Here is a 17,170-nt window from a genome sequence, read left to right as displayed (position 1 = left end):
TGATAACCGCACGTGAGTCACAGTGAGGCATTATGTACATCGGCATCGATCTTGGCACATCCGGCGTGAAAGCCATTTTATTACGGGAAAACGGCGAGGTCGCCGCCAGTCATAGCGCACCGTTGAGTGTCTCTCGCCCCCATCCGCTCTGGTCAGAACAGGACCCGGAAATGTGGTGGCAGGCTACCGATGCCGCATTGAGCGCTCTGGCGGCACAGCAGACGCTAAAAACGGTTCGCGCCATCGGGCTCACTGGCCAGATGCACGGCGCAACGCTGCTGGATGCACAGCAACGGGTACTGCGACCAGCCATTTTGTGGAATGACGGGCGCAGCGCTGCGCAATGCCAGCAGTTGGAACAACGGGTGCCGGATGCACGCCGCATCACCGGTAATCTGATGATGCCCGGTTTTACCGCACCGAAGCTGAAATGGGTACAGCAACACGAACCGGATATTTTTCAACGTATCGACAAAGTGTTGTTGCCAAAAGACTATCTGCGCTGGCGGCTGACGGGGGATTTTGCCAGCGACATGTCCGATGCCGCCGGTACACTGTGGATGGATGTCGCCCGGCGCGACTGGAACGACCCCTTGCTCGCAGCCTGCGGGCTTAACCGCGACCAGATGCCTGCACTGTTCGAAGGTAACCAGATTACCGGGCAGTTGCGCGCCGACCTCGCCGAGCGCTGGGGCATGACATCAGTGCCGGTCGTGGCGGGTGGCGGCGACAACGCTGCCGGTGCCATCGGAGTCGGTCTTTATCAGGCGGGTCAGGCCATGTTGTCGCTCGGTACATCCGGGGTCTATTTCGCGGTTAGCAACGGCTTTCTTAGCAATCCTCAACGCGCGGTTCACAGCTTTTGCCATGCGTTGCCCAACAGTTGGCATCTGATGTCCGTGATGCTGAGCGCGGCATCCTGCCTCGACTGGGCAGCCCGACTGACCCATGCCGACAGCGTAGCGGCACTGCTGAACGAAGCTGAGCAGGCCAGCGCCGAAGAAACCACGACGCCCGTGTGGTTCCTGCCTTATCTGTCTGGTGAGCGCACGCCGCACAACAACCCACAGGCCAAAGGCGCTTTCTGGGGGCTGACGCACTCGCACGGGCGTGCCGCGCTGGCACGCGCGGTGCTGGAAGGGGTGGGATTTGCCCTGGCGGACGGTATGGACGCCCTGCACGCAACCGGGCTGGAACCTCAGCGGGTCACGCTGATTGGCGGCGGTGCGCGCAGCGCTTACTGGCGGCAAATGCTGGCCGATATCAGCGGCAAGACGCTGGAATACCGCACCGGCGGCGATGTGGGCCCGGCACTGGGTGCAGCAAGGCTGGCACAAATCGCGCTAAATCCGACCATCCCACTGGCGCAGTTATTGCCCGCCTTACCACTGGAGCAGGTTCACCAGCCTGATGCCACGCGCCATGCGCAGTACGCACAACAACGCACCGTATTCCGCCAGCTTTACCAGTCTCTGTTGCCGCTGATGTCCTAATCTTTTCTCTTTGCTTCTGAACGAGGTGTTAATGCAACTCGTCCAGATATCGAGCAAAACGGAACCCCCAGCCTGGCTGGGGGTTTTCTATAGACAAAAAAAGGGGCTGCAGATGTAGCCCCTGTATCGTCTGTCAGGTGACAACGCACGGTTGTCGGGTTAGAACAGACCGAGCGGTTTTTCGGAGTAGCTCACCAGCAAGCATTTGGTCTGCTGGTAGTGTTCCAGCATCATCTTGTGGTTTTCACGCCCGACACCGGACTGTTTATAACCACCGAACGCGGCATGGGCCGGGTAAGCATGGTAACAGTTGGTCCAGACACGGCCTGCCTGGATGCCGCGCCCCATACGGTACGCAATGTTGGTATTGCGGCTCCACACACCCGCCCCCAGACCGTAAGGCGTATCGTTGGCAATCGCCAGCGCTTCTTCCGGTGTTTTGAAGGTGGTGACCGCCAGTACCGGTCCAAAGATCTCTTCCTGGAACACGCGCATGCTGTTCTGGCCGAACAGGATCGTCGGTTCCAGATAGTAGCCTTGCGCCAGTTCTCCCGGCAGCACTTTACGGTGCCCACCCGTCAGAACTTCCGCCCCTTCTTTCTTACCGATATCAATGTAGTTGAGGATGGTATCCAGCTGACCGGCTGAGACCTGCGCGCCCATCATGGTCTGGCTATCGAGTGGGTTACCGACCCGAATAGACTCGACGCGTTTGATGGCGCGTTCCATAAACCGCTCGTAGATAGACTCCTGAATCAATGCCCTGCTCGGACAGGTACAGACTTCGCCCTGGTTGAAGGCAAACAGCGCGAACCCTTCGAGCACTTTGTCAAAGAAACTGTCTTCCTGGTCCATTACGTCGGCAAAGAAAATGTTCGGCGATTTGCCGCCCAGTTCCAGCGTAACCGGGATAACGTTCTGCGCCGCATACCCCATGATCTGCTGGCCCACTTCGGTCGAGCCGGTAAAGGCGACTTTGGCGATACGCGGCGATGTCGCCAGATATTCACCAATCTGCCCACCCGCCCCGTTCACCACGTTCAGTACGCCCGGCGGCAAAATATCCTGAATCAATTCCATCAGCAGCAGCACCGACAGCGGGGTCAGTTTGGCCGGCTTCAGTACGATGCAGTTACCGGCAGCCAGCGCCGGTGCCAGCTTCCAGCACGCCATCAGCAACGGGAAGTTCCAGGGGATAATTTGCCCGACAACGCCCAGCGGCTCATGGAAATGGTAGGCGACAGTGTCATGATCGATTTCGCTGATAGACCCTTCCTGCGCGCGGATACAGGCGGCAAAGTAACGGAAATGATCGATGCCCAACGGCACATCAGCATTCATGGTTTCACGGATAGGCTTTCCGTTATCCCAGGTTTCCGCGCTGGCCAACAGTTCCAGATTCGCCTCCATACGGTCGGCTATCCGGTTGAGGATTTGCGCACGCTCGCGGCTAGAGAGGGCCCCCCACTCCGCGCTGGCCTTGTGAGCGGCATCCAGCGCATGATCAACATCACGGCTGCTGGAGCTGGCGACTTCGCACAGGGGTTGTCCGGTCACCGGCGTCAGGTTGACATAATACTCTCCACCGGAGGGCGGGACCCACGCGCCGCCGATAAAGTTGTCATAACGCTTTTTCAGCGTAAGGGCAGGGCCGTATTCACCAGGTTTCACCCGGCTTGCGTTATCGATGTCCATTCCTTTCTCCTTTGGTAACACAACGTGTCATTGCAGGAAGATACGCGGCCTCATGCCGGTGCCCCTGCGTGCGGCAGCCAGACCTCGTCGGCGCAAACGTCGGCAAGGATAGACCCTAATCTGGCTGATTGGTCCTCACAGAAAGTAATGATTAAATCGTATACAGTGTTGCCGGATTGTAAAAGCCCTGTAGCAGTAAAAAATATCACTCTTCGACACAGCGCACAGTTTGCTATCCCCGCATTGATGCCAGCGCTTTTACACTCAATGGGATAGCCGCACTGTGGCAGGATAAAAATTCGCATCGTCGCCACGGCGGTGAAATAATGTCGGAATAGATTCACCAACAACAGGCACAACACAGTGAACAGTGATGATTCTCAGGACGTTGCAGCGCGTTCTGGCGCCTGCCAGCATCATGTCTGGCGTCAGGGTGCGCTGGATTTACCGCAGCAGGACTGGCTGGCGGAAGAAGTGCCGGTGGCGCTGGTTTACAACGGTATTTCACACGTCGTGATGATGGCATCGCCAAAAGATCTCGAACCGTTTGCGCTCGGCTTTTCTTTATCAGAAGGCATCATTGAGTCGGCGCAGGATATTTACGGCATGGATGTTGTGCCGGTATGTAACGGTATCGAAGTACAAATAGAGCTGTCCAGCCGCCGTTTTGCCGGGCTAAAAGCACGTCGGCGAGCGATGGATGGGCGCACCGGCTGCGGTGTGTGTGGTGTGGAGCAACTGGCGGAAATTGGTAAACCGGTAGCGCCACTGCCATTTACACAGCACTTCTCGTTGTCTTGTCTGGAAGGCGCATTACAGGCATTAAAAAACGTGCAACAGGCTGGTGCGCTGACCGGTGCGACCCATGCGGCGGCCTGGCTGTCGCCGCAAGGCGAGTTACTGGGCGGTTGTGAAGACGTCGGTCGCCACGTAGCGCTGGATAAACTATTGGGAACACGGGCACGCCAGCCCTGGCAACAAGGTGCCGCGCTGGTCTCCAGTCGCGCCAGCTATGAAATGGTGCAGAAATCCGCGATGTGTGGTGTGGAAATCCTGTTTGCGGTTTCTGCCGCCACCTCACTGGCCGTAGAGGTCGCGGAGCGTTGCAATCTCACGCTGGTTGGCTTTTGCCGCCCCGGGCGCGCCACCATCTATACCCATCCGCAACGGTTGCAGCCATAACGGCTGCGCCGGGTATAGCTTAGATCGATTTGTTGTTAGCTAGTCTAATTACGGCATAACCAATTGTAATAATAGGATAAAACCCCACATTAATCTGGCTTTCACCGTGAATAATCGTTTTCAAGATCATTTAATTAACTATAATGAACTTAATGCTTACGCGGTGCTAACAAACGACGGTGCCGCACAGACCGGTTACACAAACGCCTTGTGCATGATAACGATTTGTACATGACAAGAATTTGCGCACCACAACAATGGAGATGCTAAACATGAGTTATTCACTGCCATCCCTGCCTTATGCTTATGACGCACTGGAGCCGCATTTCGACGCGCAGACGATGGAAATCCATCACTCCAAACACCACCAGGCCTACGTCAATAACGCTAACGCAGCGCTGGAGTCCCTGCCTGAATTTGCCAGCCTGTCTGCCGAAGAGTTGATCACCAAGCTGGATCAACTGCCTGCTGACAAGAAAGGCCCGCTGCGTAATAACGCCGGTGGCCATGCCAACCACAGCCTGTTCTGGAAAGGGCTGAAACTGGGCACTACGCTGGAAGGCGAACTGAAAGCCGCGATTGAGCGTGATTTCGGCAGCGTTGACGAGTTCAAAGCAAAATTCGAGCAGGCTGCCGCAACCCGTTTCGGTTCAGGCTGGGCGTGGCTGGTACTGAAAGATGACGGCAAGCTGGCTGTGGTTTCCACTGCCAACCAGGACAGCCCGCTGATGGGTGAAGCGATTTCCGGTGCCTCCGGCTACCCGCTCATCGCGCTGGACGTGTGGGAACACGCCTACTACCTGAAATATCAGAACCGTCGCCCGGATTACATCAAAGCCTTCTGGAGCGTTGTAAACTGGGACGAAGCCGCTAAGCGTTTTGCCGAAGCGAAGAAATAATACAGAAAGTAACAATTAATTTCCGAACAGGAAATTAAACCCGACAAACCCGGAATAACTTTCGTTATACCGGGTTTTTTTATTGTGTTTTTCGAATCATGAACGGGAAAAACAGTGTATACCTTAAATCATTCGGGTTGCAGGAACGCCTAACACACCGGCAACTTGAAGTATGGCGGGTATAAAGTTTTAGCAGGGTACGCCGATAGATTCAGCGTGCTCTCGTCATAGTCGGTATATGGCCGCCAGCATGGCAATTTTATATTCACACAATTACCCAATAGATTTAAAAGCACAGCAAAAAAAGCAACAACCAGGCAGCGTTCCTGATATCAGCTGGGGTACGCAACCACGAGGGGCAATAACCCTGCTCCCCGTATCGGAAAAGCCAGGTGATGCAGGGTAACCTGATAGTGAACAGCTAAATCCCCGGTGATTAAGAGCCTATTAATGATGGAAGAAAACCAATGGCTATAAAATTCGAAAATATCAAAGTGGGCAAGAAGTTAGGATTAGGTTTCTCCTTGATCCTATTACTGACTGTCGTTATTGCGGCCGTGAGTGTCCGCTATATTGAAACACTGAAGGGGCGTTTTGAAAAAGTTATCTTCAGCAACCAAATCAATGATGAAGTTACTGAAGCCCGTTATTATCGCGCACTGTATAGTGCCAGCTATAGCCCAGATAGTATTAAAGAAAATAGTAAACACATTGATAATATTGTTAAATTAATTTCTTCTATTCAGGATAAACCCTGGCGTGGCGATTATAATGAGCGTCTGGATAATATCAGCAAGCTGATTGCGCTATATAAAGAGCGTCAGAAAAATTATACCGACGCGGTAGCCAAAAAAGATGCCGTCAGAAAAAGCTGGAACCTGTCCGACTCTGAAAAGCCGCTCAAACAAATAGAACAACAGGTCGCTGGCAACATGCCGCTGCAGTTACAACTGACCTCGTTGCACCAAAAGCTGGTGAACGTGCGTTACCTGGTACGCGGCCTGCTGTTGTCATTAAATAGTGAGTCGGAAAAACCGCTGATTGCGGCGCTGGACGATGCACAAAAAGGCCTCAGCCAATTTATTCAGGTGCTGACACCGGAGCAGCAGGAGATTATGGCACCGGTTGTCTCTACGCTGTCGACCTATAAAACGCAGATCCTGGCTTACCTTCCGGCTTATACGGTGGAGATGGAACAAGCCAAACAGCTGGGTGAAACGGCTAATCAACTGCTCGACACGGTCGATAAGATGGTCGCAGAGGAAACCGCCGCTACTCAGAGCGATATCACCAGTGCCGAATGGCAGATTGCCATTACCTCGCTGATTACCCTGATACTCGGCGCGCTGATTGCCTGGTATATCTCGCACCTGATTACCCGTCCATTAAACAGTACAGTGGCTATTGCTGAAAGTATCGCCACCGGCGATCTGACTGTCGCGATTGAAACCACACGCCACGACGAGCTGGGTATGCTGTTTGGTGCAATGGCAAAAATGAAGGCCAACCTGCATAACATGATCGATGATATTCGGATGGGGGTCACTCAGATAACCACCGCCGCCAGCGAAATTGTCACCGGCAATAACGATCTGGCCGCCCGCACCGAATCTCAGGCGGCATCGGTAGAAGAAACCGCCGCCAGCATGGAACAGCTCACCGCTACCGTGAAACAGAACGCCGCTAACGCCCACCAGGCCAACAAACTGGTGCTGGATGCCACGCACACCGCGCAGGAAGGCGGCAAACTGGTCGCCGATGTGGTGCAAACCATGTCCGATATCGAAGGCAGTTCCAAGCGCATCGCGGAAATCACCTCTGTCATCAACGGTATTGCGTTCCAGACGAATATTCTGGCGCTTAACGCCGCGGTAGAGGCGGCCCGTGCGGGTGAGCAGGGTCGTGGTTTCGCCGTGGTCGCCAATGAAGTGCGTAACCTGGCACAGCGCAGTTCGCAGGCAGCCAAAGAAATTGAAGGCTTGATTTCCACCTCGGTCGAGCAGGTATCGAAAGGGGCGCATCTGGTCCACTCGGCGGGTAAAACCATGCAGGAGATCGTGACTGCGGTAACGCATGTACACGACATTATGGGTGAAATTACCGTCGCGTCCGATGAGCAAAGTCGCGGTATCGCGCAGGTGAATCAGGCAATTGTCGAGATGGACAGCACCACCCAGCAAAACGCCGCACTGGTGCAGCAGTCGTCCGCTGCCGCCAGCTCGCTGGAAGAACAGGCTATGGTGCTCTCCAACGCCGTATCGGTTTTCCGCCTCTCATCCACGCATGAGCTGGCACCCGCGAGTCACGGTTTGCCATTCGCCAGTCACCAACAACAGCTGTCTTATAAGCGTTAATCAGTCATCAAACGCCCCCCCTTTTTACCACAGCAAAACCGGTAAAAAGGGGAAGCGATAAAACAGCACAGAAAAGGGCAACCCGGCTGGGTTGCCCTTTTTTATGGCGGGTGTTTATGGTGGATGGTAATGGCAGACGCCAACCGCACACTGAAATCAGAAGGCTTTTTTCAGGCTGATGCCCGCGATAAGTTCCGTCAGCGATAGCACCAGTGTGGAGCGTACTGTGATTTAAATCACAATAAATTTCGCCATGGGCCGGCCTTTTCGCGAAAACCGGCCCATATCGCGAACCACCTTAGTGGGGCAGGAAATTCTGAGACTTGAGGGTGGTGAACAGTTTTTGCTGTTGGTTAGCAATGTCCGTCATCAGGCTGTTGTACTGATCCACCTGCTGCTGGGTGTGGAACTGTACGCCGTTGTTACCAAATACCACCTGGTTGCCCTGTGCCTGGAGATACTCCCCGACCTGCACAACGCTTTGCGCAAATGACGTGCTGGCTGGCACCACGGTCACCATCGCGTTTGCAGGCAAAGAAACCGCGCGGTTGTAGACCTTGTCATACACCGACTGCAATTCTTCCGTCTGCTTGAGCGCCCGGCGGGCGTTATCCGCCAGTGTTTTGGCGTTCTGCACCTGTGGGCTTAGCATATTCAGGCCACCAAGCGCCTGACGCAGGTTATCGCGTTGTGTCATGTAATCCTGCGGTACACGAATGTGGGATATCACATCCAGCACCGGTGTCAGGCTGCCCGCTAATGCCTGATCCAACTGCTGGTTGAAATCGGTCATCACAGCGTAATCCTGGGTAAAGCGCCCGAAGCTCTGTTTCTGCTGTTCGGTCAACGCTGGCAACTGACGCCCTTCCTGTTGTGAAATTCCCTGCAGGAAAGTGATGAACGCCTGACGAGCATCCTTATCCTTGTCGCCGCAGGCCGACAGTTGCAATGCCACAACCAACATAACCACTGGCAGCAGCCAGCGCGAACGGTAATCCGCCAACATCATTACTACTCCTGTTTATTTTCACTACCGTGACCCGGCGACCTTGTTGGCTCACCAACGAGCAGTCACCCGACAGTCATATCGCCCTAAGCGTAACCGAACCAGCCGCCGCATGGCACATACCACGCCTGTTTTTTTCACCCAACCGCCAGCTCAGCCGTTAAGAATCACTATTCTACGCCGGAAAAATGCCATGCCACCTGCAGAATTGTCTGTTCTGTTACCCAGGCACGCTCCTGCAACGGGCAGTATGCGCATGAACCTGCACACCACTGGCCTCTTTCACACCAACACCGTGCCATCTTGCACATAAACAGTGCAACCCGACAAGGCACGCTAACCATTATCGCTCATCCCTCCCCTTACCGACTTGCCATCTGGCCCGATGACATCCCCTGTTAATAGCTTGATAGATAAATCAAAACACGGTTATTGCCCTTCAAAGGCACGCAGGTTGCCACACAAGCTGGCAAGCATTTTGCTTTATATCATCGACAGCAGGAGCGATAGCGGGCAACCGGTGTCGCCAGACAATTTGGAAATGGGTGACTAGGGTTCCGGCTTTACTGCGCAGGTCCGAGAGTTACCGACCGCCCTCTGGCGGTTACACGGCGGGAAAAAAGCCCGGGAGGATACAGCGAGATGCATGCTCGCCGCCCTCCTGCTTTTTTCTTTCTTTAATGATTGCGCCCAACGTCAGAGGACATTCACCATGAAAACGATTCAACGATTACTCCTTGTTTGCGCACTGGCACTGTGCAGCCTCGGCGTACAGGCCGCGGACAAACCCGCGTTTAAACTCTGCTGGTCTATTTATGCCGGCTGGATGCCTTGGGATTACGCCCAGCAGCACGGCATTATCAAAAAATGGGCCGACAAGTACGGCATTGATATCCAGTTTGTACAGGTCAACGATTACATTGAATCCGTTAACCAATACACCTCTGGTGGTTTTGACGGCTGCGCCATGACCAACATGGACGCGCTGACTATTCCTGCCGCAGGCGGCGTGGACAGCACCGCACTTATCGTCGGCGACTACTCAAACGGCAACGACGGCATTCTGATCAAAGGGACCAACAGCCTGGCGTCACTCAAAGGCAAACCGATTAATCTGGTGCAACTGTCGGTCTCTCACTACCTGCTGGCACGAGCGCTGGAAAAGAACGGTATGAGCGAGAAAGACATCAAGGTGGTGAACACCGCCGATGCTGATCTCGTCGCCGCCTTTGGTACACCTGACGTACAGGCCATCATCACCTGGAACCCACTGCTGGCGGAAGCCAAAAAACAGCCGGGTAGCCAGCTGGCGTTTTCTTCCGCGCAAATCCCCGGCGAAATCCTCGATCTACTGGTGGTCAACACCGCGACGCTGAAAAATCACCCGGAGTTAGGCAAAGCGCTGACTGGCGCATGGTATGAAACCCTGCAAACCATGTCAGGCGACAGCGCTACCGCCCGTGAAGCCCGCACCGCCATGGGGCAAGCCGCCGGTACCGACCTGGCCGGGTTTGACGCGCAACTGGCCGCCACCCACCTGTTCGCCACCCCGAAACAAACGCTGGAGTTCGTCCAGAACCCGCAGTTGAAAACCACCATGCAGTCAGTCGCAGAGTTCTCCTTCCGTCATGGCCTGCTGGGTGACAGCGCCCCCAGCGCAGACGTGGTCGGTGTCTCAACTCCGGCTGGTCTGTGGGGTAATACCAACAACGTCAAACTGCGTTTTAGCGACGAGTTCCTGAAACTGGCCGTCGACAACAAGCTGTAATACAGGAGAACGCCGGATGCGCAAATTGATTAACTACCAGCCGTTGCCGCTGACACGCGGGATGATGGGGTTTCTGCCGCTACTGGCGCTGCTGCTCGTCTACCTGATGGCGTCCGACGCCCGGCTGGCGGTGAACGCCGCTGACAAACTGCTGCCAGGCCTGGGGGCGATGGCGCAAGCCATGCACCGTATGGCGTTTGAACCCAACGAGCGCACCGGCGAATACCTGCTGTGGGTCGACACCGCCGCCAGCCTGCTGCGGTTGTTGACCGGCGTGGGTTTAAGCGCCGTGCTGGCGCTGGTCTTCGGGCTGCTATGTGGCGCACTCCCGGCGGTGCGCGCCACCCTGTCGCCGCTGATCACCTTGTTTGCGCTGATCCCACCGTTGGCGGTGCTACCGATCCTATTCATCGTTTTCGGGCTGGGCGAGGTATCCAAGGTGGTGTTGATTATGGTGGGCATCACGCCATTCATCGTGCGGGACCTGCAACTCTATATCCAGAGCCTGCCGCAGGAACAACTGGTAAAAGCGCAAACCCTCGGCGGCCACAGCGGCCAAATCCTGTGGCGGGTGATCCTGCCACAGCTGATGCCACGCTTACTGGACGCCGTACGCCTGTCGCTCAGCTCCGCCTGGCTGTTTCTGATCGCCGCCGAAGCTATCGCCGCCACCGAAGGGCTGGGCTACCGCATCTTCCTGATGCGTCGCTATCTGGCGATGGATGTCATTCTGCCCTACGTCGCCTGGATAACGGTGCTGGCGTTTTTGCTTGATGTGCTGCTACGGGTCATCAGCCGTCGCGGCTGGCCCTGGTATTACGCGAAATAAGCCACTGGCCAGAACGCAGGAGAACCTATGTCGTTATTAACGCTAAAAAACCTCAAAAAAGAGTACGACGGTCAGGTGGTGCTGGAACGGCTCAACATCTCCGTTGAGGAGGGTGAATTCGTTTCTATTGTCGGTGCCTCCGGCTGCGGCAAAACCACGTTTCTCAAGATGCTGCTCGGCACCGAAAGCCCCAGTAGCGGCCAACTGCTACTCGACGGCGAGCCAATGCCGCAAGAGCCAGATGAACATCGCGGCGTGGTATTCCAGCGCTACTCGGTGTTCCCTCATCTGCGGGTGGTGGAAAACGTGCTGATTGGCGCGGAGTTCGCCGAAGCGCGTTGGCTCGGCCGGGTATGGGGCAAGCGCCGCCAGGCGCTTCGTGATCAGGCGATGGCAATGCTGCGTCAGGTCGGGCTGGAGCAATCCGCCCAGAAGTATCCGCATCAGTTATCCGGTGGCATGCAACAACGGCTGGCGCTGGCGCAGGCGTTGATTAAGCGCCCACGCATTTTGCTGCTGGATGAACCCTTCGGTGCGCTCGACCCCGGCATCCGTGCCGAAATGCACCAGTTGATCAGCCAGTTATGGCAGGAACACCGCCTGACCATTTTCATGATCACCCATGACCTTAAAGAGGGATTCTCACTCGGGTCACGCCTGTGGGTGTTCGACAAGCTCCGTCAGGACCCACAAGCACCAGACGCCTTTGGTGCCAGCATCACCTATGACCTGCCATTGGAGCGCGCACCAGCCGGTGTGCGGGCTTCAGTGGGAGAACTGATTGACAGGCAGCGGCATGTCGCCTGACCAGGAGGAATCACACTATGCAAGACACTATGCACAACACCCTGAACACCATGAATGAACATTATCTCACCGAGCTGCCCGCCGGGTCGCACTGGTCGCTGCTGATGCGCCGCGGTACTGCGCTGCGTCTGACCGACATCGAAGGCGGTGCCAACGTCGGTATGTTGTTCTACAACCCGGAAAACACGCTGGAGCGCTACAACGCCCCGGATACGCTCAAATGCCAGCACACGTTTCGCCTGACGACCGGGCACTGCCTGTATTCGGATATGGGCCGCATTTTCTGCGGTATCGAAGCCGATGGTTTCGGCTGGCATGACACCGTGTGTGGCACCGCCAATGCCCAGCAGGTGGCACGTCAGTTTGGCGAGCTGAACTACCAGCAAGCCCGCAATGAACGTCACCAAAACGGCTACGACAGCTTTCTGGTGGAACTGGCCAAATACGGTCTCGGCAAGCGCGACATGGCGGCGTGCGTCAACTTTTTCGCCCATGTCGGTAGCGATGACAACGGAAACCTGCGGCTTGAGCAACAGGGTAAAGCCGGTGCCAGCGTCACGCTGCGCTTCGCCATGGACACGCTGGTGATTCTGCACACCTGCCCGCACCCGCTTAGCACCGCCACCGATTATCCGCGCCATCCGGTGCGTCTGACACTGGATTATCAGCGCGCGCCGCTACCGGCTATCTGTCTGGAGCGCCCGGAAAACCAGCGTGGGCTTCGCAACAACACACTTTATTATCTGGCTGAACAGCCACAAGGAGTCTGAACATGATAAAGACCAGTCAACGCGACCCCGCCACGGCGGTTTACCGCGCCACCGTTCAAGCTGGCGACTACTGGTTACACCGCCTCGAAGCCGGTCAGACGCTGCGCATTACCGACCTCGAAGGAAATCAGGCCGCCGATACCCTGTTCTACAATGCTGACGATACTGCTGAACGCTACAGCATGAGCGACACCCTGCGCGGCCAGGGTAATGTCTTCCTCACTACCGGCAGCGTGCTGCGTTCCAATGAAGACCGCCCGATGCTGGAAATCGTGGCGGATACCTGCGGCCGTCATGACACGCTCGGTGGCGCGTGCGCCACCGAGAGCAACACGGTGCGCTACGATCTGGAAAAACGCCACATGCATGCCTGCCGCGACAGCTGGATGCTGGCGGTAGCGCAACACCCGGAGTACCAGCTGACCAAACGCGACATCACCCACAACATCAATTTCTTTATGAACGTGCCGGTCACGCCGGACGGTGGGCTGACCTTTGCCGACGGTATCTCCGCACCGGGAAAATACGTGGAAATGGTAGCGAAAATGAACGTACTGGTGCTGATCTCCAATTGTCCGCAGTTGAATAACCCCTGCAACGGCTACAACCCCACACCTGTCGATATCGCTATCTGGTAAACAGAGCGACACGGCACACATCGGGAACAGTGACGCGCGGGACGACCCGCAACACGCGTCCAGAATAGCGCAGGACGACCTGCCCGTAAGAGACTCGGTCATGTTTGAGCGTGTATTGATTGCCAACCGTGGCGCTATTGCGGTGCGTATCATCCGCACCCTGAAAAAAATGGGCGTAAAAGCCATCGCGGTTTACGCCGAAGCGGACCGTCATTCGCAGCATGTGCGTCAGGCTGATGAAGCCTGGTCGTTGGGCGACGGCCCGGTACGCGATACCTACCTGAATCAGGACAAATTGCTGCATATCGCCGCTCAATGTGGCGCGCAGGCGATCCACCCCGGTTATGGTTTTCTGAGTGAAAACGCCGGTTTTGTGATCCGCTGCGAACAAGCAGGCCTGGTGTTCCTCGGCCCGACCGTCGCACAGATGACCGCGTTCGGCCTCAAGCATCAGGCCCGGGCACTGGCACAACAGAACGACGTCCCTCTGCTGCCCGGCAGCGGCTTGCTCACCTCGCTGGACAGCGCCTGCGAACAGGCACAACGTATCGGTTATCCGGTGATGTTAAAGAGCACCGCAGGCGGCGGCGGCATCGGCATGCAGCGCTGCAATGACCCCGCCCAACTGGTTGATGCGTTTACCCGCGTCAAACGACTGGCAGGTAACAATTTCGCCGACGACGGCGTATTTCTGGAAAAATTCATCGCTCAGGCCCGCCACATCGAAGTGCAGGTCTTCGGCGACGGCCAGGGCAACGTGATAGCCCTTGGCGAGCGCGATTGCTCCGCCCAACGCCGCAACCAGAAAGTGATTGAAGAAACCCCGGCGCCCCACCTGAGTGACAGCGTGCGCGCTGAACTGCAGGCTACCGCCATTCGGCTGTGTCAGGCAGTCAATTACCGCAGTGCAGGCACGGTCGAGTATGTGTATGACGAGGGCAGCAAGCAGTTCTGGTTTCTGGAGGTCAACACCCGTCTCCAGGTCGAGCACGGCGTCACCGAGCTGGTGTACGGCGTCGACATCGTGCAGTGGATGGTAGAACTGGGCGCAGGTTGCCTGCCGCCGCTTGATACGCTTATCACCACACCTCGCGGTCACGCCATTCAGGTGCGGTTATACGCCGAAGACCCGGCCAAACAGTTCCAGCCCTGTGCTGGCTTGCTCAGTCATGTCGATTTTCCAGACGCCTTGCCCGGGCTTACCCTGCGCATCGACCATTGGCTGGACAGCGGCAGCGAGGTATCGCCGTTCTATGACCCAATGCTGGCGAAAATCCTCGTACACGGTGACAACCGGGATGCCGCCCTCGACGGTATGGCACAGGCGCTGACGGCCACGTCGCTGTACGGCATCGAAACCAACCTCGACTGGCTACGCCACCTGCTGCCCCTGCCTGCGGTCAGACACGGAGAAATCATCACCGCGACTCTGGGTGAGGTTGTCTGGCAGCCCGCGACGCTGGATGTGCTCAGCGGCGGCACACTGACGACCGTGCAGGATGCCCCCGGCCGCATCGGCTATTGGCATGTCGGTGTACCGCCTTCCGGCCCCTTCGATACCCACTCATTCCGGCTTGGCAATCAGTTGCTGGGCAACGCACCCGATGCCGCCGGACTGGAGATCACCCTGCGTGGGCCAACCCTGCGTTTCAACCATGACTGCGCATTCGTGGTGACCGGCGCTGTCATCGACATCCGACTGGATAATGCCGCCCTCGACGGCGGACGCGTTCACCACGCCCGCGCCGGACAAACGCTCACGCTCGGTGATATTCAGGGTGCCGGTTGCCGCAGCTACCTGTTGCTGGCAGGCGGCCTGGCCTGCCCGACCTACCTGGGCAGCCGCAGCACCTTCACACTCGGCAAGTTCGGCGGCCATGCCGGACGGGCCTTGCGCGCAGGTGACGTACTGCATCTGGCCGCGCCAGCGCTCCCCATGTCAGACGCCGTATTGCCTGCGCCTGACTGGAATACCCACTGGTCGCTGCGAGTGATTTATGGCCCCCACGGCGCACCAGACTATTTTACCGCGCAAGACATCGACACCTTTTTCGCCGCTGACTGGCAGGTGCATTACAATTCCAGCCGCACCGGTATCCGACTGATTGGTCCCAAACCCCAGTGGGCGCGAAGCGACGGCGGCGAAGCCGGTATGCACCCGTCCAATATTCACGACAACGCCTACGCCTTCGGCACCGTCGACTTTACCGGCGATATGCCGGTGATTCTGGGGCCGGATGGGCCGTCACTGGGCGGCTTCGTCTGCCCGGCTACGGTGATCCACGCTGACTTGTGGAAACTGGGCCAGCTCAAAGCAGGCGACAGCATTCGTTTTATTCCGGTCACGCTGGAACAGGCGGACGAGCTGGCACGCGCAGCGGAATGCGCCATCGCCGCCGGTCTCCCTGCCGCAGAGCCCGCTCCCGTCCCCTGTTGCCCGTCGCCGGTGCTGTACCACCGAGCGGCACGGGACGAGCGACCTTCGGTGACCTGCCTCGCCGCAGGCGATCGTTTCCTGTTGCTGGAATACGGCGAGCACCGGCTGGATATCGCGTTGCGTTTTCGCGTACACGCGCTGATGCAGTGGCTGGAACAGCACCCGCTGCCGGGTGTGCAGGAACTGACGCCGGGCATTCGTTCGCTGCAAATCCATTTCGACAGCCTGCGCTGCCCACGCAGCGCGCTGCTGACGCACCTGCAACAGGCGGACGACGCCCTCGGCGACCTGCGGCACGCCGCCGTGCCCTCCCGTACCGTCTGGCTGCCGCTCAGTTGGGATGACGACGCCTGCCGCGAAGCCATCACCCGCTATACCCAATCGGTCAGACCCGGCGCGCCCTGGTGCCCCAGCAACATCGAATTCATTCGCCGCATCAACGGGCTGGCGTCGGTAGAGCAGGTCAAAGAGATCGTCTTCAACGCCCATTATCTGGTGATGGGGTTGGGCGATGTCTACCTCGGCGCACCCGTCGCCACCCCACTCGACCCACGCCACCGGCTGGTCACCACCAAGTACAACCCGGCCCGCACCTGGACGGCGGAAAACTCGGTCGGCATCGGCGGCGCGTATCTGTGTGTATACGGTATGGAAGGCCCCGGCGGCTATCAGTTCGTGGGCCGCACGTTACAGATGTGGAATCGCGATCGGCAAACCGATGTCTTTCGCCAGCCATGGCTGCTGCGCTTTTTCGATCAGATTCGCTTTTATCCGGTCAGCGCACAGGAGTTGCTGGCTATCCGTGAACGCTTCCCGTGGGGAGATTATCCGTTGCGCATTGAAGAGGGGGAATTTCGCCTCGCCGACTACCAGCACATGCTGGCTGAACAGCAACCCTCTATCGATACCTTCCAGCAACAGCGACAACTGGCCTTCGACGAAGAGCTGGCACGCTGGCGCGCCGACGGCCAGTTCACCTTCGACAGCAGCCTGCAAGAAACGGCCAGCGATGATGAGGTGATTCCGGCTAACGGTTACGCGGTGGAAAGTCAGGTGGCAGGGAGTGTGTGGCAATGGCTTGCCGCCCCCGGTGACAGCGTCAGTGCCGGGCAAATCGTCGGTATTCTGGAATCGATGAAAATGGAAATCCCCATTATCGCACCGGTCGCCGGTGTCATTCATACGTTGCATCGTCAGGCAGGGCATCAGGTGCAAGCCGGGCAGTTACTGATGGTGATCGAACCGGCAGAACATTAACCAACGGGAACCTTCACCAGAGAACAGGCATCATG

The 17,170-nt window shown here is 57.1% G+C and carries 12 protein-coding genes and 1 riboswitch; of the genes, 10 read left to right on the top strand and 2 right to left on the bottom strand.

What is annotated here, in order from left to right:
* Window positions 1-32 precede the first annotated feature (32 nt).
* A complete protein-coding gene (gene xylB, locus FAZ14_RS10555) occupies window positions 33-1,493 on the top strand; it encodes a xylulokinase (RefSeq protein WP_153508506.1) in 1,461 nt (486 codons plus the stop codon).
* 159 nt (window positions 1,494-1,652) lie between these two features.
* On the opposite strand, the gene exaC is transcribed toward xylB, so the two are convergent.
* On the bottom strand, window positions 1,653-3,188 hold the full coding sequence (exaC, locus tag FAZ14_RS10550) for an acetaldehyde dehydrogenase ExaC (protein WP_016941575.1): 1,536 nt from the start codon (window positions 3,186-3,188) through the stop codon (window positions 1,653-1,655).
* A 363-nt stretch (window positions 3,189-3,551) separates the two neighbouring features.
* Between exaC and fdhD the strand changes: the two genes are divergently transcribed.
* From fdhD to FAZ14_RS10535, 3 genes are all read left to right on the top strand, one after another.
* Entirely contained in the window at window positions 3,552-4,370 is an 819-nt protein-coding gene (gene fdhD / locus FAZ14_RS10545; RefSeq protein WP_153508505.1) for a formate dehydrogenase accessory sulfurtransferase FdhD, read from the top strand.
* A 272-nt stretch (window positions 4,371-4,642) separates the two neighbouring features.
* The gene (sodA, locus tag FAZ14_RS10540) at window positions 4,643-5,269 is read left to right on the top strand and encodes a superoxide dismutase [Mn] (protein ID WP_016941577.1); all 627 of its coding nucleotides are present in this window, start codon (window positions 4,643-4,645) and stop codon (window positions 5,267-5,269) included.
* Window positions 5,270-5,736: 467 nt separating this feature from the next.
* Window positions 5,737-7,623, top strand: coding sequence for a methyl-accepting chemotaxis protein (locus FAZ14_RS10535; RefSeq protein ID WP_016941578.1), 1,887 nt, complete (start codon window positions 5,737-5,739; stop codon window positions 7,621-7,623).
* 298 nt (window positions 7,624-7,921) lie between these two features.
* Here FAZ14_RS10535 and FAZ14_RS10530 read toward each other — a convergent pair whose 3' ends face one another.
* On the bottom strand, window positions 7,922-8,632 hold the full coding sequence (locus tag FAZ14_RS10530; RefSeq protein WP_016941581.1) for a DUF3053 domain-containing protein: 711 nt from the start codon (window positions 8,630-8,632) through the stop codon (window positions 7,922-7,924).
* 535 nt (window positions 8,633-9,167) lie between these two features.
* Window positions 9,168-9,262: riboswitch (guanidine-I (ykkC/yxkD leader) on the top strand.
* A gap of 79 nt (window positions 9,263-9,341) precedes the next feature.
* On the opposite strand from FAZ14_RS10530, the gene FAZ14_RS10525 reads away from it, so the two are divergent.
* From FAZ14_RS10525 to uca, 6 genes are all read left to right on the top strand, one after another.
* Window positions 9,342-10,397 carry a putative urea ABC transporter substrate-binding protein gene (locus FAZ14_RS10525; protein WP_153508504.1) on the top strand — a complete coding sequence of 352 codons (1,056 nt, stop codon included), beginning with the start codon at window positions 9,342-9,344 and terminating at the stop codon, window positions 10,395-10,397.
* Between the two features lie 16 nt (window positions 10,398-10,413).
* Window positions 10,414-11,226 carry an ABC transporter permease gene (locus tag FAZ14_RS10520; RefSeq protein WP_012882809.1) on the top strand — a complete coding sequence of 271 codons (813 nt, stop codon included), beginning with the start codon at window positions 10,414-10,416 and terminating at the stop codon, window positions 11,224-11,226.
* Window positions 11,227-11,253: 27 nt separating this feature from the next.
* A complete protein-coding gene (locus FAZ14_RS10515; protein ID WP_153508503.1) occupies window positions 11,254-12,033 on the top strand; it encodes an ABC transporter ATP-binding protein in 780 nt (259 codons plus the stop codon).
* 50 nt (window positions 12,034-12,083) lie between these two features.
* Complete coding sequence (locus tag FAZ14_RS10510) at window positions 12,084-12,803, top strand: urea amidolyase associated protein UAAP1 (protein WP_023638586.1); 720 nt, start codon at window positions 12,084-12,086, stop codon at window positions 12,801-12,803.
* Window positions 12,804-12,805: 2 nt separating this feature from the next.
* Window positions 12,806-13,441: an urea amidolyase associated protein UAAP2 gene (locus tag FAZ14_RS10505; protein ID WP_016941585.1), complete on the top strand. Its 636-nt coding sequence runs from the start codon at window positions 12,806-12,808 to the stop codon at window positions 13,439-13,441.
* A gap of 100 nt (window positions 13,442-13,541) precedes the next feature.
* Complete coding sequence (gene uca / locus FAZ14_RS10500) at window positions 13,542-17,135, top strand: urea carboxylase (RefSeq protein WP_153508502.1); 3,594 nt, start codon at window positions 13,542-13,544, stop codon at window positions 17,133-17,135.
* Window positions 17,136-17,170: the final 35 nt, after the last annotated feature.

The sequence above is a fragment of the Dickeya oryzae genome (genome assembly GCF_009372235.1).
Classification (GTDB): domain Bacteria; phylum Pseudomonadota; class Gammaproteobacteria; order Enterobacterales; family Enterobacteriaceae; genus Dickeya; species Dickeya oryzae.
This window is presented reverse-complemented; position numbering and strand designations above follow the sequence as displayed.

Coding starts and splice junctions, on each gene's coding strand:
- exaC (WP_016941575.1), bottom strand. CDS start 3,188: ATGGACATCGATAACGCAAGCCGGGTGAAACCTGGTGAATACGGCCCT.
- FAZ14_RS10510 (WP_023638586.1), top strand. CDS start 12,084: ATGAATGAACATTATCTCACCGAGCTGCCCGCCGGGTCGCACTGGTCG.
- FAZ14_RS10520 (WP_012882809.1), top strand. CDS start 10,414: ATGCGCAAATTGATTAACTACCAGCCGTTGCCGCTGACACGCGGGATG.
- FAZ14_RS10535 (WP_016941578.1), top strand. CDS start 5,737: ATGGCTATAAAATTCGAAAATATCAAAGTGGGCAAGAAGTTAGGATTA.
- uca (WP_153508502.1), top strand. CDS start 13,542: ATGTTTGAGCGTGTATTGATTGCCAACCGTGGCGCTATTGCGGTGCGT.
- xylB (WP_153508506.1), top strand. CDS start 33: ATGTACATCGGCATCGATCTTGGCACATCCGGCGTGAAAGCCATTTTA.
- FAZ14_RS10515 (WP_153508503.1), top strand. CDS start 11,254: ATGTCGTTATTAACGCTAAAAAACCTCAAAAAAGAGTACGACGGTCAG.
- FAZ14_RS10525 (WP_153508504.1), top strand. CDS start 9,342: ATGAAAACGATTCAACGATTACTCCTTGTTTGCGCACTGGCACTGTGC.
- FAZ14_RS10505 (WP_016941585.1), top strand. CDS start 12,806: ATGATAAAGACCAGTCAACGCGACCCCGCCACGGCGGTTTACCGCGCC.
- sodA (WP_016941577.1), top strand. CDS start 4,643: ATGAGTTATTCACTGCCATCCCTGCCTTATGCTTATGACGCACTGGAG.
- FAZ14_RS10530 (WP_016941581.1), bottom strand. CDS start 8,632: ATGATGTTGGCGGATTACCGTTCGCGCTGGCTGCTGCCAGTGGTTATG.